12 protein-coding genes are annotated in these 14,653 nt (G+C 68.9%); 7 read left to right on the top strand and 5 right to left on the bottom strand.

Annotation, left to right across the window (positions count from 1 at the left end; genetic code table 11):
- Positions 1 to 201 (bottom strand): alcohol dehydrogenase catalytic domain-containing protein (locus HUW62_RS02175; protein WP_176433431.1); only part of this gene is annotated, 201 nt, incomplete at its 3' end.
- Between the two features lie 254 nt (positions 202 to 455).
- Here HUW62_RS02175 and HUW62_RS02170 point away from each other — a divergent pair.
- A complete protein-coding gene (locus HUW62_RS02170; protein WP_176433430.1) occupies positions 456 to 3,320 on the top strand; it encodes an FG-GAP-like repeat-containing protein in 2,865 nt (954 codons plus the stop codon).
- Between the two features lie 107 nt (positions 3,321 to 3,427).
- Here HUW62_RS02170 and HUW62_RS02165 read toward each other — a convergent pair whose 3' ends face one another.
- From HUW62_RS02165 to HUW62_RS02160, 3 genes are all read right to left on the bottom strand, one after another.
- Entirely contained in the window at positions 3,428 to 3,841 is a 414-nt protein-coding gene (locus tag HUW62_RS02165; protein ID WP_176433429.1) for a hypothetical protein, read from the bottom strand.
- Between the two features lie 169 nt (positions 3,842 to 4,010).
- Entirely contained in the window at positions 4,011 to 4,145 is a 135-nt protein-coding gene (locus HUW62_RS48410; protein WP_255203178.1) for a hypothetical protein, read from the bottom strand.
- A gap of 51 nt (positions 4,146 to 4,196) precedes the next feature.
- Positions 4,197 to 5,342 carry a DnaJ family molecular chaperone gene (locus tag HUW62_RS02160; RefSeq protein ID WP_240356586.1) on the bottom strand — a complete coding sequence of 382 codons (1,146 nt, stop codon included), beginning with the start codon at positions 5,340 to 5,342 and terminating at the stop codon, positions 4,197 to 4,199.
- Between the two features lie 192 nt (positions 5,343 to 5,534).
- Between HUW62_RS02160 and HUW62_RS02155 the strand changes: the two genes are divergently transcribed.
- Positions 5,535 to 6,578 carry a hypothetical protein gene (locus HUW62_RS02155; RefSeq protein ID WP_176433428.1) on the top strand — a complete coding sequence of 348 codons (1,044 nt, stop codon included), beginning with the start codon at positions 5,535 to 5,537 and terminating at the stop codon, positions 6,576 to 6,578.
- Between the two features lie 118 nt (positions 6,579 to 6,696).
- Positions 6,697 to 8,328 (top strand): peptide-N4-asparagine amidase, encoded by a 1,632-nt coding sequence (locus HUW62_RS02150; RefSeq protein ID WP_176433427.1) that lies wholly within the window; start codon positions 6,697 to 6,699, stop codon positions 8,326 to 8,328.
- A gap of 54 nt (positions 8,329 to 8,382) precedes the next feature.
- Here HUW62_RS02150 and HUW62_RS02145 read toward each other — a convergent pair whose 3' ends face one another.
- A complete protein-coding gene (locus HUW62_RS02145) occupies positions 8,383 to 9,810 on the bottom strand; it encodes a hypothetical protein (RefSeq protein ID WP_176433426.1) in 1,428 nt (475 codons plus the stop codon).
- A 51-nt stretch (positions 9,811 to 9,861) separates the two neighbouring features.
- Here HUW62_RS02145 and hflX point away from each other — a divergent pair, with 51 nt between their 5' ends.
- From hflX to HUW62_RS02125, 4 genes are all read left to right on the top strand, one after another.
- A complete protein-coding gene (gene hflX / locus HUW62_RS02140) occupies positions 9,862 to 11,340 on the top strand; it encodes a GTPase HflX (RefSeq protein ID WP_163867508.1) in 1,479 nt (492 codons plus the stop codon).
- A gap of 287 nt (positions 11,341 to 11,627) precedes the next feature.
- Positions 11,628 to 12,827, top strand: a complete 1,200-nt coding sequence (locus tag HUW62_RS02135) for a zinc-binding dehydrogenase (RefSeq protein ID WP_176433425.1) — start codon at positions 11,628 to 11,630, stop codon at positions 12,825 to 12,827.
- Entirely contained in the window at positions 12,824 to 13,591 is a 768-nt protein-coding gene (locus tag HUW62_RS02130; protein ID WP_163867506.1) for a DapH/DapD/GlmU-related protein, read from the top strand. The genes HUW62_RS02135 and HUW62_RS02130 overlap by 4 nt, the downstream gene beginning before the upstream one ends.
- Positions 13,588 to 14,646: a 3-oxoacyl-ACP synthase III family protein gene (locus HUW62_RS02125; RefSeq protein WP_176433424.1), complete on the top strand. Its 1,059-nt coding sequence runs from the start codon at positions 13,588 to 13,590 to the stop codon at positions 14,644 to 14,646. Before HUW62_RS02130 ends, HUW62_RS02125 begins: the two co-directional genes overlap by 4 nt.
- The last annotated feature ends 7 nt before the right edge of the window (positions 14,647 to 14,653 follow it).

Here is a 14,653-nt window from a genome sequence, read left to right as displayed (position 1 = left end):
CCCCGCGCCCTCGTGGCCCAGCACCGCCGGGAATGGGAACCGCCCCGCACCCGCCCGGTAGGTGAGGTCCGTGTGACAGATGCCACTGGCTGTCACGCGAACCCGCAGCTCTCCCACACCAGGGCCGTCCAGCTCGACCTCGTCGAGCAGGAAGGGACCACCCACCGCTTGAACCAGCGCCGCACGCACCGGAAGACCCATGGGGGCCCATTATTGGCAGATCGCCAACGAGCGCGCTACCAAACTGGACATCCACACCACTCGCCACCAACAGGGCTCGCATTCCAGCCAGCCACGATTTTCGACGCGTCATCGTGACATTCATCAACCTGACCCAATGGCAGGCATTCGTCGGAGTCTCCACCTCCGAGTTCAACTCCGACTCACTTGCAGCATTTTCCGACAGTCCCCTATAGACCGCAATCGCTGTAAGCCCAAACCCAAGGACAGGGGACATGCAATTGACAAGAACATCCCGAGGGAAGTGGACGTGGAGAGCAGGCATCAAGCTGTCGGTCGCGGGACTGCTATCACTGACAGCCTGTGGAGAGACGTCGCTCCCCGTCTCCCCGGAAGCAGACTCCCTGGGCAAGGTTGCCTCGGCGGCGAACGGCGAGTGCCAGGTCCAGCCGCCCTTCGACCCGAACTTCGAGCCGGAGCTGGAGTGGGCGTGGAACTCGAGCACCGTCCTGCCAACTCACGTCCAGGTCATGATGGCGCCCATCGTCGTGGAGGTGAACGGCGACGGCGTCCCGGACGTCGTCTTCAGCACGTTCGCGGGCAGCAACTACACCACCAATGGCGTGCTGCGAGCGATCAGCGGCGCGGATGGCAGCGAACTGTGGACGGTGACGGACCCGGCCCTGCGCGTGCGCGGCGCGGCGAGCATCGCGGGCGCGGACATCGACGGTGACGGGCTGGTGGAGCTGTGTGCCGTCCCGGAGAGCGGCACGGGCCTGCTCTGTTTCGAGAACACGGGCGCCTTGAAGTTCCGGACGACGGTCTCCCAGAACAGCTGGGGCGGCCCCTCCTTCGCGGACCTGGACGGCGACGGCACGGTGGAGATCCTCAACGGCCAATACGTCTTGAGCAACACCGGGGCGTTGAAGTGGGCGGGCACGGACACCATTGGTGGCCCCCAGGGCCCCATCTCCTTCGCCGCGGACATCGACGGTGACGGGCTGCAGGAAGTGGTCAACGGCCGGTCCATCTACCGCCATGACGGCACGCTCAAGTGCCGGAACACGAGCATCGGCAACGGCCTGTCGGGCGTGGCCAACTTCGACGCGGACTCGAACGGAGAAGTCGTCGTGGTCAGCGGGGGCGTCGTCTCACTGATGGATGACAACTGCACCCTGCTCTGGAGCCAGACGATTCCCGGTGGCGGCAGCGGTGGCGCGCCCAACATCGCGGACTTCGACGCGGATGGTTCGCCTGAAGTAGGCGTGGCAGGTGCCAGCCGGTATGCCGTCTTCGAGACCAATGGCGCCGTGAAGTGGTCCAGCCCCACGCAGGACCAGAGCTCGAACGTGACGGGCTCGTCCACCTTCGACTTCGAGGGCGACGGCCGTGCCGAGGTCGTCTACGGCGACGAGGTCCGCCTGCGCATCTACGACGGTGCCACGGGTGCGGTGCGCTTCGATGTGGCCCACGCGTCCGGGACGACGTACGAGAACCCGCTCATCGTCGACGTGGACGCGGATGACAACGCGGAAATCGTCGTCGCGTCGAACAACTACAGCAGGGCCGGCCCTACCGGCATCCGCGTGTTCCGTGACCGCAAGGATGGTTGGGTGAACACGCGTCGCATCTGGAACCAGCACGCGTACTCCGTCACGAACGTCAACGACAACGGCACCATCCCCGCGCACCCCGTCGAGAACTGGCGCACGCCGGGACTCAACACGTTCCGCGCCAACAGCCAGGGCAACGGCAGCACCAGCCCCTATGCCGCGGCCGACGTGACGGTGACGGAGGTCACCTCGTCGTGTGACCGGACCACGGGCACATTGAGCCTGCACGCCCGCGTCAACAACCAGGGTGACGCGGCAACCTCGGCGGGCCTGCGCGTGGCCTTCTTCCAGGGCAATCCCACCTCCGGCGGCACGCTGCTGGGCGTAGGCATCCTCCCCACGGTGCTGAGCGCGGGGAGCAGCGCGGTGGTGAGCCTGGCGCTCGCCTCGGCGCCTGGTGGCACCACGGTCGTCTTTGCCAAGGCGGACGATGACGGCACCGGTGTCGGTCGCGAGACGGAGTGCATCGAGACCAACAACGCGGGCAGCGCGCCCGTCAGCCTCGCCTGCTCGACCAACGAGCCGCCCGTGGCCATCTGCCGCGACGTGGCCGTCAACGCCAGCCCGACGAACTGCAACGCGCCCGCGAGCGTGGACAACGGCAGCTACGACCCGGACGAGCAGCCCGGCCCGCTCTCCGTGTCGCAGGCCCCCACGGGGCCCTTCGGCCCGGGCACGCACTCCGTCACCCTGACGGTGTCGGACGGACAGGCCAGCGACACGTGCACGGCCACCGTCACCGTGGTGGACGTCACCCCGCCGGTCATCGTCTGTCCGCCCGAGCGCCTCGTCGAGGCCACCGGGCCTGACGGCGCCTTCGTCACGCCCGGGGCGGCCAATGTCTCCGACGCGTGTGGCGCGCAGGTCAGCGGCCCGGCCGCCGGCACCTATCCGCGTGGAACGACGGCGGTGACGTACACGGCCACCGACGCGGCGGGCAACAGCGCCTCCTGCACCACGGCCATCCACGTGGTCGACTCCGAGGGCACGCCGCCCAGCCTCATCATGTGCGACGTGCCGCGCTACACGTCCGCCGCGCAGGTGAAGGCGTGCGGCTGGGCCACCGCCAGCCCTGGTGGCGCTCCCATCAGCGTGGTGCTGCTCTCCATCGATGGCGGCGCTCCCGTGCGACTCACTCCGGACGCTGGCGGCGGACACGTCGTCGAGTGGCTGAGCCTGGCGGAAGGCCACCACACCCTCACGCTCACGGTCATCGCCACGGACGGCGGCATCGCCACCGAGAGCCGGCAGGTGACGGTGGACCGCACCGCGCCCCTGCTCCGCATCGTCGCGCCGAACCTCGAGGAGGCGCAGCCCCTGACGGTGGACGTCGTCACCGAGGTGACGGACCTCACCCCGGTCCACGTGACGGCCAACTGGGTCAGCGACACCGACGTCGGCGCGGGGACGAACCTGGCGACCACGCCTGTGACGTTCTCCGGCCCCGGCTCGCACCTGGTGCTCATCCGCGCCACGGACGCGGCGGGTAACACGGCCGAGCAGGTCATCCAGGTCCAGGTCGAGTAGTAGCGAGGTTCCGGGCGCTCCGTGGCGAAGTGGAGCCACGGAGCGCCTGAGTCCACTCGGTCAGCCCGCGGCGGAAGGATGTGCCCCCTGCCGCTCTCGCGAGGTCGCTAGCGCGGCGCCTTTCCGTCGCGGTAGTGCTTCAGGCATTCCTTGTCCCCCAAGCTCGCGCAAACCTGCTCGAGCAGGAGCATCCCTCGCTCCTGGCTGGGATTCATTCGAAGGGACTCGTCGAGCCAACGGAGCGCTTCCTGACTCCGTCCAGCCCGCGCATGGTAGGCCGCCATGACTCGAAGAAGGCCCGGGTGTCTCTCCTTTCGCACCTCCGCCTGGAGCTTTTCGAACGCGCGCGCCGGAGCGGACTCGGCTTCATGGTCCAGTCTTTCTACCGTGGCATGGATGGGGTTCACCTCACGGGACCGGGAGAAGCATGCCTCCGCGCGCTCCGGCATCTTCAGGTCCAGGTAGTAGTGCCCACAGAGCGCGAGGCTCGCGGCACTCTGCTCTCGCTCGAAGTCCGTCATGAGCTTGATCCACGCCTCCCGAGATCGGACTTGACCGAGCGATGACGTCGCCACCGGACCGAACCGCGAGGCACGCTGACTTCGTCCTGTGTCCGAGTGGCGCGGTGCCCCTGGCACGCCAGGACCGCGCAGCGCACGACGCCCAGCAGGGCCAGAAGGAGCGCGCGACTCACCGCGTGTCGTCGCCGTCCTGGAAGAAGTCGTGGATGGGCAGGTAGTTCGTCTGGAGGAAGGCCGGATTCGTGAGCCACAGCGAGGAGTCCTCCGCGTAGAACCTGGATGGATTCAGGCGCCAATCAATCACCCTGGAGGCTGAGCCGAACGGCTCCAAAGCCAGACATGCGCGGGACTGACTTCAGGGCCGCGACTGCTTCCGCACCTGTTCCCACGCCTCGATGATGCGACGCGTCTCCTCCTGGGCCAGGGCCTGGAGCTTCGGACCGAGCTGGGCGACCTTGTCCGGATGGTATTGCGCCACCAGCGCCAGGTACGCCCGCTTCACGTCGGGCAGCGGCGCCCCGCGCGAAACGCCGAGCACCTCCCACGCGGTGGGAGGCGTCTCGGCACGCGGCGCGGCGGGTTCTTCGGGAGGGACCTCTCGCTCCGCTTCGTCCGGAGGCGCGCGCTCTTCGCTCACGGGCTCACGGCCCTCGCCACAGCTCGAGCACAGCAGCCGCTCCTGGGCCTCGCCACCCACCTGCGCGACGCCCCGGACATCACAGCAGTCCCCACACACCAGATGGTGACACTGCTCACAGCGCGCGGCCGACGCGGCCTCCTCCAGCCCCACCCCACACCGGGGACATTCGTCGGGCAGCGGCGCCTCTTCTCCGCAGCGCACGCAGAACGCCCAGCCCCGGTCGAGCTGAACCTCGCACTCGTCGCACGTCAGCTCCCCCTCGTGCTCCCAGTGCTTCTCCTCGCCGCACCAGGGACAGAAGGGCATGAGCCACTCCAGCTTCCCCGCGCACTCGGGACCGTCACAGTCGAAGTCGAGCTTGTACCCGCGGGCGACGGGCCTCGGCGGGTTCTCCTCCTCGAACGATTCGCCACAGGCCCAGCAGCAGTTGAAGTCCCGGTGGGACGGCGCGCCGCACGCCTCGCAGGCGGGATTGCCGTGCTCGCTCTTCCACGAGACTTCGTCACCACACGCCGGACAGAACGCCATGCACGGCTTCACGTCACCGTGGGTGCACTTCTCCCGAGCATCGCGTCTCGCCCGCTCACGCTGTCCACGCGGCGCGGGAAACGGCGGTGTCTCACCCTGGTCCACCAGGACTTCCCACAGGCACGAGCGGCACACCCGCCCCTTCACCTGCTCCCCTGTCGGTGCGGGTCCGCCCATGCGTGCCCGGAAGACGCTCGCCTCCAGCACCTGCACGCTGAGACACGTCTCACACACAGCGTCGCCACACGACTCACAGCGTCCCGCCAGGCGCCGGCTGCCGAAGCCGAGCAACCCGGCTGTCAGCGTCTCCATGCAGCACGGACAGGCTCGCATGCACTTCCTTACGCCGGGAGAGGCCCCTGACTGGAACCTCTGAGTGGACGGCCCTCCTGCATGCCCGAGTCCAGCGGGTCCGTCCAGAAAGCAACCCTCCGGCACGACTCTGTAACGAAACACGGATTATCAGCGAGTCAGGCTACTGGTGTATGGGTGACCCCTCTCTTGTCGTGCACTGAGGAGTTCTCCATGCGTCGTCTCGGTTCAGCCCTGCTTTGCCTCAGCCTGCTGGTCGGCTGTGGTCCCACCTCGCCCTCCGAGCCCTCCACCCCGTCCGAGCAGCCCACGACCGAGGTACCCGCGAACCAGGACGCGTCCCTCACGCTGACGAACGTGGACGTCGCGCCGGAGTGCCAGGGCATCCTCACCTTCGCGAACACGGCGGCGCCCGGGACGCTGGACGCGTACCTGCCCAGCGACCTCGTCCTCAACCTGGTCAGCAGCCGCTCGACGGCGCCTTTCGCGACGCTGGCGCAGCTCTCCGCCGTCCACCTGATGGGCCCCGTGCGCCTGACGCAGTTGGAGAGCGGCGCGCGCGCCAATGGCCTCATCAACAGCAGCTGCGTGGGAATCCTGGACGAGCTGGCGGTCTCCACCGATGACGCCGCGGCGGTGGTCTCCCTGGTCAACACCGTGAGCAGCTCCGCGCTGTACGCCATCCTGCCGTACGCGTGGAATGGCGCCACGAACCTGCTCGCCCTGCGCCCGTTCACGTCCGTCCAGGCCATCTCCAATACGTCGGGCATCGGCGCGGTGAGCCTGCGCAACCTGCGCAACGCCGCCAACCTGGGCTACGCGCTGGAGGTCCTCGTCTCCTCGGTGAACGCCCTCCCGGAGGGCAACTGGACGGTGAAGATGGACCTCGCGTTCGACATCCAGAGCGTGATGAACGGCGAGTACGGCAATGACCGCCTGGCCTATGCCCAGTGCTTCGGCATCGACCCCGCCACCTTCCCGAACAACCGCTTCACCAACCGCCCGAACCTGGCCGACGCCACCGAGGTCCACAACTACGTCTCGAGCGCCGCCAACACCTATGCGTACCAGGGGCAGATTCCCACCAGCGTCATCAACGACGGCCTGGATGACCTCGACGCGCGCACCGCGGGTGGCACGTTCAAGGGCTGCCACATCGGCTACAACGACGGGCCCTGGGCCGGCATCCAGGTCCACTTCTTCGTCAACGCCACCACGGGCTTCCGCATCCTGACGGTCCAGCACTGGGTCGAGTGATTCACCCCGAAGCCCCAGGCCCACGTCACCGGGCCTGGGGCTTTCGCGCGGGGCTCGATTGCCCACGACGCAGGCGGGGCCTAGTCTCCAGGCAATAACCGCCTTCAAAGGAAAAGCCGTGAGAGCCTTCCCCCGAGCCTTCGTCGCGGCAGTCCTTACGCTGGGCGCGACGCTGCCAGCGCTGGCCGTCGAGCCTCCCCCTGAGTTCGGTACGGATTGGGATGACCCGCGCACGGCGGTGCCCACGGTGGAGCGGCCGGCGACGGCGTCGTGCACCGTGCGAATCGTCGACGAGAAGTTCGACGACTTCACGCCCTTCACGGGCACCTTCACTCCGCCCGCCGAGTGCCCGGGGCCGTGGCACAAGGTGGTGCTGCGCATGGAGGGCAAGGTCCAGGGCGTCCAGTACGACCGGCTCGGCCATCTGGAGGTGGGCGGCGTCACCCTCTTCAAGACGTCCACGCCCGAGCCGTCTCGCGATGGAATCTCGTGGTCGGTGGAGAAGGACATCACCGCCTATGCGCCGCTCTTGCGTCAGCCCCAGCCCGTGTGGATGCTGATTGGCAACGTCGTCAATGACACCTACACGGGTGTGCTGGACGTGCAAGTGTACCTGACGTTCTACGCGGCGCAGGGAAGGCAGACGCCAGCGGCCCGGACGGCGAGCGACGTGCTGCCGCTGGTCAACCCGCGCCGCGAGGGCAGCGCGTTGGTGGGCGAGGTGACGGTGCCCCAGAACACCACGCGGCTCCTCGCGGAGGTCTACGCGACGGGCTCGGGCGGAGGCTGCGAGGAGTTCTGGTACATCACCGCGCCCACCGTCGTGCCGTACTCGTGCCCCGCCGACGCGGGCCCGTACCGCGAGGTGCAGATTGAAGTGGATGGAAAGGTGGCGGGCATCGCCATGCCCTTCCCTCATGTCTACACGGGCGGCTGGTCCAATCCGTTCCTCTGGTACGTGCTGCCGGCGCCCCGGGCCTTCAACATCCGCCCCATCACCTATGACCTCACGCCCTTCGCGGGCCTCTTGACCGACGGCCAGCCGCACCAGCTCCGGGTGAGCGTGCTGGGCGTCCCCGAGGGTCGCCCTGGCTGGGATTTGCCCACCAACGTGCTCGTCTGGAGGGATTCGAGCGCCGCGCGCGTCACGGGCGGACTGCTCCAGCACCAGGTCGGCGCGCTGACGAATGACGCCGACTGCGCGCTCGTGGACGGCTGGCATCAGGTGGACACGCAGGGCGGGCAGCACCTGCGCGTGTCGGGCTACCTGCGGACGTCGCGAGGCTGGGAGCTGACGACCGTCGAGCAGAAGGTGTCCAACGCCAGCATGCACCGCTGGCTGGGGGACATGGAGAACCCGGACCAGCTCCTGGCCACGTGGAACGACACCAGCACCGTCACCGTGGTGGGGCGGGAGCTCTTTCCGACGGTGAGCCGCTCCGACAAGCGCTTCGTGCTCGACGGACTCATCAGCGTGACGCCGGAGAACCGGCTCACGACGAGCATCACCATGAACGACGCGGAGGACGCGTTCGAGCTGCACGGCCTCCAGCCCCTGACGCACCGCAAGCTCAGCGACGTCTTCACCGGTGAGGCCGCGTACACGCTGGGCGTTCCCCGCGCGCAGCGCAACGCCGTGGGCACGTCCACGCACCGCTACAAGGTGACAGGCTTCCCGGGCGACTGCTACGACCGGAGCCTCTCCAGCCGCAACGGCTACATCACCGAGGACGTCCAGCGCTGCGATTGAGCGGTGCTCCGGAGTCCTCGCGTGAAGAGGGGCGCCCCTGGGCCACGGGGCGTCTCACTCCAGCTCGTTCGGCGTCTGGATGCGCCTGCGCTGGACCCAGTCGCGCGCCTTCGCGAGTTCGTGCTCGAACCAGCCGTCCGCGTTGGCCTCCATCACCTCCTCGTGGGTGAAGCCGAACTCCGAGGTGGCGGGAGGCGGCTGCTGGCGCCCCCACCGCGCGGCGACGGCGCGAGCCCACTCGGACTGGCTCCGCGCGAGCGCGAGCTGGAGGTACTTCGCGTCTCCCCGGTCCGATGAGGTGCTGGACTGGAGGGCCGCGCTCAGCTCCCGCTGACTCCACGGCGCATCCAGGGCACAGAGGACGGTGGAGACCCGCATCCGAGCCATGGGGACGGAGGAGCGCAGCGCGCGCCGCACCAACTCCAGGGCGTGCTCGGGTGCGTACTCCAGCGCCAGGAGCGCGAACTCTCCCGCATAGGGATTGCCTCCGTACCCCTTCACCTTGTCCACCCGGGCGAAGGCGAGCACCGCCGCGAGCACCCGCTCCCGCTCGAACTGACGGCGAAGCAGATAGGCCGCGGCGGCATGGAGCGAATAGGGGTGGTGCTCCTCGGGAGACATGCGCTGGAGCAGGCTGAACACCGCCGGACAGCTGGCGTTCCCTGGCAGCGCGTCCAGCCGCTCGATGGCCGCCCCCATGGCGGAGGAGATGGGACCGGAGAGGACGCGCTCACAAGTCACGACGAACGCGTCGGGAGACACGAGGCCCTGGAGGGCCGCGAGCGCATCGCCCGCCAGGGAGGGAACGGTCGCCCTCGCGAGAAGCCACTCCCTGCGCGCTTCACGGACCGCGAGGACTCGCTCGGCGAACACGCTGGAGTCCAGCGCCTCGAAGTCTCCGAGCCAAAGAAAGCTCCGCTCGCGCGCGTCCGGAGCATCGAAGTCCAGCGTGCCAGCCGCGTCGGCCAGCGCCTCCAGCGCGGGAGGGAGCCTGAAGACATGCTCGCTCGGAGGGTGCCGCAAGAGCCCCTGGGCCTGAAGCTCACGGATGCCGCTCACCACCAGGTCCCGCCCCGGGAGCAGGGCCGCCAGACGCGCCTCGGGGAGGCCCGGCGCCTTGAGCGAGAAGATGCGGGTCGCGAAGAAGTAGGGGTCGATGGTGGCCCCTTCGTCTCCATGGAAGTCGACATCCAGAATCTCGTCCTCGCTGGAGAGACAGCAGCCCCTGCCGTGGAACTCGTAGCTCCAGCCCGCGAGGCCAGGAACGTCTCCCGAGTCTTCATCCTCGTCCTCGTCGTCAGCCGCGTCCCGCTTCGTGGTGAGTCGCTCCTCGACGATACGGACGAGCCAGCGCTGGCGGACGAGCTGGCGCATCAGGCAGACGAGCAGCCACGCGGAGTCTGGACGAAAGGCAGGCGCGTCGACACGGCTCGCGGGCGCGCCGCTCAGCAGGACACCAATCGCCTGGATGAGGTCACTCATGGAAGCTCTCGTTTACCCCACCTGGGCCCGCCCCGTGTTACGAGCGTCCCCATGTCGAAGACCCCACCCGTTGCTCGCCCCCGTGCCGTCCTCGTGGGCGTCCAATTCCCCAGTGTGACGGACATCGAGCACGCCGCGGACCTCGCGGAGCTCAAGCGGCTGGTACACACGCTGGGCTATGACGCCGTGGCCACGGTGACCCAGCGTCGAGGGGCGCTGGCCACGGGGACGGTGCTCGGCAAGGGGAAGCTCAAGGACCTGGCCGCGCTCACCGGAGGCCCCGGCGTCATCACCTCGGGCGCCCAGGACCGGACCTCCAAGGCCCGCGCGAAGTGGGAGGCCGCCGAGGACGACTCCGAGCAGGAGGGCGATGAGCCCGCCCAGGCCCCCGAGACAGCGGACACCGGGGCCGAGGACACCGGGGCCGAAGAAGAAGAGGACACCGAGGCCGAGGAGGAGGACTTCGAGGAGGACGATGAAGCCTCCGAGCCCGAGGAGGACGTGAGCGGGCCGCGCCCCACCGTGGTGGTCGTCGACCACGAGCTGTCGCCGAGCCAGCTCCGCAACCTGGAGAAGGCCACGGGGGCCCAGGTGATGGACCGCACCGGCGTGATTGTCGACATCTTCCACCGGCACGCACGCAGCCACGAGGCGCGCATGCAGGTCGAGATTGCCCGGCTCACCTACCTCGCGCCCCGGCTGCGGGAGTCCTCGGGAGGCCGGGAGCGCCAGCAGGGCCGTGGCTCCGGAGACTCCGCGGTGGAGCTGGACCGGCGGAAGATTCGAGACAGGCTCGCGGAGCTGCGCGCGGGGCTCGCCGTCATCCAGAAGGAACAGGACCATCGCCGGTATGCCCGCCGGGAGCAGCTCCGGGTGGCGCTCGTCGGCTACACCAACGCCGGCAAGTCGTCCCTGATGCGCGCGCTCACCGGGAGCGAGGTGCTGGTCGCCGACCAGCTCTTCGCCACGCTGGACACCACGGTGCGCGCGCTGCACCCGGAGACCCGTCCCCGCGTGCTCGTCTCCGACACGGTGGGCTTCATCCAGAAGCTGCCGCACGACCTGGTCGCCTCGTTCCGCTCCACCCTGGATGAGGCGCTGGAGGCGTCGCTGCTGCTCTACGTGGTGGACGCGTCCGACCCGACCTGGAAGTCGCAGCTGGAGGTCACCCGGTCCGTGCTCCGCGAGATTGGCGCGGACGTGGTTCCGAGCAAGCTCCTGCTGAACAAGACCGACCGACTGGACGAAGCCGCGCAGGACGCGCTTCGCGCCGAGCACCCGGAGGCGGTGCTGCTCTCGGCCCATCGACCGGATGACGTGGCGAAGCTCCGGCTGAGCATCATCCAGTTCTTCGAGGCGTCGATGGTGGAGGCCCACCTGATGATTCCGTACGCCAGCCAGGGCCGCATCGGAGAGGTGTACGAGCACACCACGGTGCTGACCGAGGAGTTCGACGAGCACGGCAGGAAGCTCCGCGTGCGGGGCCCGGCCGCCGCGATTGCCCGGCTCACGCGAGACTTCCAGGCGTGAGGCCCGCGGTGCTCATGCCGAACGAGCACCGCACCTGACCTCCCAGGCAGGGCCGCGCCGCAACCCCTCCGGGCCCCCTGCCCCGCCGCCCCGTGAGCGCACCACCGGGGTGGCATCCGACGCCCCACCTGCGTTTTCCCCCGGCCTCGACGTGTCCCAGGACAACGGTGCCCCGCACCGGAGGAAGGCACACCCCGGGCATTCTTGAGACATGAATCAGGACTCAACATCATCCCTCCACGTCGACGCGCCCTGTCTCTCTCCCACGGCGCCTCACTGGAGCGGTCATGCAAGAGGTGCAGGCCTGGGTCCTTCATCGCGGGGAGAGGCAGCGGGACGGCAAGAGCGTTCCGGGTGAGCTCGTCCAGGAGTCCTTCGCGATTCCAGACCTGGGCCCGGAGCACGTGCTCGCGGAGCCCCTCTACGGCTGCTGGGAGGGCAACATGGGCCACGCCCTCCAGCGAGTGCCCGTGGACATCTGCCGGCTGCGCCGCGAGGACAAGGTGGTCATCGGCAACGCGGGCGTGGTGCGCGTGCTGGAGACGGGCAGCGCCGTCACGCGCGTCCGCCCGGGAGACGTCTGCCTCGTGTTCTGCAACGCGGAGCAGGACGAGCATGGCTACCCCGTCAAGGTGCTGGCCTACGACGCCAGCCACACCATGGGCCTGCTCGCCCGGAGGACACGGCTCCCGGAACGGGTGCTCGTCCCCCTCCCCCGCGACACGCGTCACTCGCTGAAACAGTGGGCCGCGTTCTCCCTGCGCTACATCACCGCGTGGTCCAACTGGCGGCTCGCCTACGGCTGCTGGCGCTTGCAGGTCAGCGAGTCCGACTGCCCCGCGCCCTTCGTCGTCGGTTGGGGCGGCGGGGTCTCCTACGCACAGCTTCGACTGGCGCGGTACGCCGGGTGTCGAGTGGCCATGGTCGCGTCCCAGGACGAGCGGCTGCGCCACCTGTCGTCCGTGGACATCATCCCCATCGACCGGCGCGAGTTCCCCGACCTGATGCTGGACCCCGTCCTCTTCGCCGCCGACTCCGGTTATCGCCAGCGCTACACCCAATCGGAGAAGCGGTTCCTCGCGCGCGTGAAGGAAGCGGGACGCGGTCAGGACGTCTCCATCTTCCTGGACCACATCGGCGCGCCGCTCTTCCAGGCCACGCTGAAGGCGCTCGGCCGCCAGGGGGTGATTGCCACCGCGGGCTGGAAGCTCGGCGCGGAGCTCATCGACCTCTCGCGATCCACCGAGTGCACCAAACGCCACCAGCACATCCACACCCACTACGCGCGCTACTCGGAGGCCGTGGCGGCCGTGGGCTTCGCGGAGGAGATGGGCTGGCTGCCTCCCGTGGACCATGAGCGCGTCTACACCTGGGACGAGATTCCCCAGCTCGCGCGCGACGTCGACGAGGCACGCGTCGCGTCCTACTTCCCCCTCTTCCAGGTCAACCCCGAGGCGCCGACCCCCGTACGCCAGGAGGCCGCATGACGCAGGACGCGACGGACACGCTCGCCGCCGCGAGGCAGCGGTTCAAACACCAGTCCCGAGCCTTCAGCGTCGCGCGCGTGCTCCTCGTGGACCTCATCACCATGGCATTCGCGCTGCCGCCGGGCCTGGTGGCGTGGTGGTCCTGCCTGCTCTATCTGCGGTGGTGCTGGGACAGGCCCGGGTTCGCCGCGTGGGCGCTGCTGGCGCCCGGAGTCCTCGCGGCCGTCTTCCTGGTGACGTGCTGGCTCATGCGCCTGTGCATCCCTCGCATGAGGCCAGGCACCTACCCGATGGAGCTGTCTCGGGACTACCTCGCCTGGTACTCGGTGCTCTGCCTGGGTCACGCGGTGCGCATCTCCGGACTCCAGCCGTTCTTCTTCACCTTCTACGTCACCAAGTATCTGTACTGGCGGGCCATGGGGGCGCGCATCGCGTACGGGGTGAACTCGTCCCTCTTCGCCATGCTCGCGGACTACCCGCTGCTCACCATCGGCAAGGGCTGCACGATGGGCGCGAATGTCTTCGTCCTCGGGCACCTGTTCCTCGGCGACAAGGTCCAGCTCGGCGAGGTGCGCATCGGCGACAACGTGTTCCTCGGCGCGGGAGCCATGGTGGGGCCCCGGACGACCATCGGCTCGAGGAGCTGGATTGGAATGGGCAACAAGCTCCTGAAGGACACGCTGCCGGAGGACTCGCGCGTCGAGAACTTCGCCTGGGAGCACTTCAACCCGGCCCGCGCCTCCGCCGAAGCGAGCCCGCGATGAAGCTGCTGGAGCCTCGCCTGGGCATCCAGGTGCTGGGACATGGCCGCTCGTTGCCCGGCACGCGCGCCGTGTCCAACGCGGAGCTGCTCGCCCGGGACTCCGAGCAGCACGGCCGCTCCGCCAAGACGCTGGAGGCGCTCGGTCGCAAGCTCCAGGCACGACTGGGATTCGGGCAGCGCCATCTCGCGCGACTGCCCGGAGCACTCCCGGGTGAAGCGCCCCCCGCGCCCGGCGACGAGGAGACCAGCGAGTCCCTCGCGCTGACGGCGACCCGGCGGGCGCTCGGAGAACGTGGCGGCGCCGATATCGAAGCGCTGATTCACGGAACCACGACGACCAGCCGCTACACGGGCTCGCAGGCGGCGGCCATCCTGGGGCGGCTCGGCGGTCATGCCTCGGCCTATGAGCTCAAGGCGGGGTGCTCCACCTCCCTCGCCAGCCTGCACCTCGCGATGTCCCTGCTGGGCAGTGGCTACGACAACGTGATGGTGAGCTGCGCGGAGACGTTGTCCAAGGTGATGAACCCGGCCCTCAAGGAGACCTGGTTCATCCTCGCGGATGGAGGCGCGGCCCTGTGGCTGCGCCGTGAGTCGACCTCGCCCGACTTCGAGGTGCGCCAGTGTCTCTACGCCACGGACGGGACGCTGGTGGACCTGTATACGACGCCCGGGAGGCTGCCTCCGGACCGGAGCGTGCTCGAACAGGGGGGCTACGCGATGACGGGCGACGGCACCCGGCTTCGTGAGGAGGCGCTGCGGCGATATCTGGAGATGCTCCGCGCGATGTTCCCCGGCGGACGGGGCCTGGAGCGGGTCCGCTGGGTGGTGGCCCATCAAATCAACCGGAAGCTCATCGAGCGGGTCTGCGCGGAAGGCGGGCTCGATGCGCGCCTCGTCTGGAGCGCGGACCGCGTCGGCAACATCGGCGGCGCCTCCGTCCTGTTCTCACTGTCGGAGGCGCTGGAGCAGGGGCTGTTCGCTCCAGGTGACTCGGTGCTGCTGATGAGCGTGGGTGGTGGGCTGTCCTTCGCGATGCAGCACTGGGTGAAGCAGTGACGAGGGA

This window comes from Myxococcus sp. AM011 (assembly GCF_013372595.1).
Taxonomy (GTDB): domain Bacteria; phylum Myxococcota; class Myxococcia; order Myxococcales; family Myxococcaceae; genus Myxococcus; species Myxococcus eversor.
This window is presented reverse-complemented; position numbering and strand designations above follow the sequence as displayed.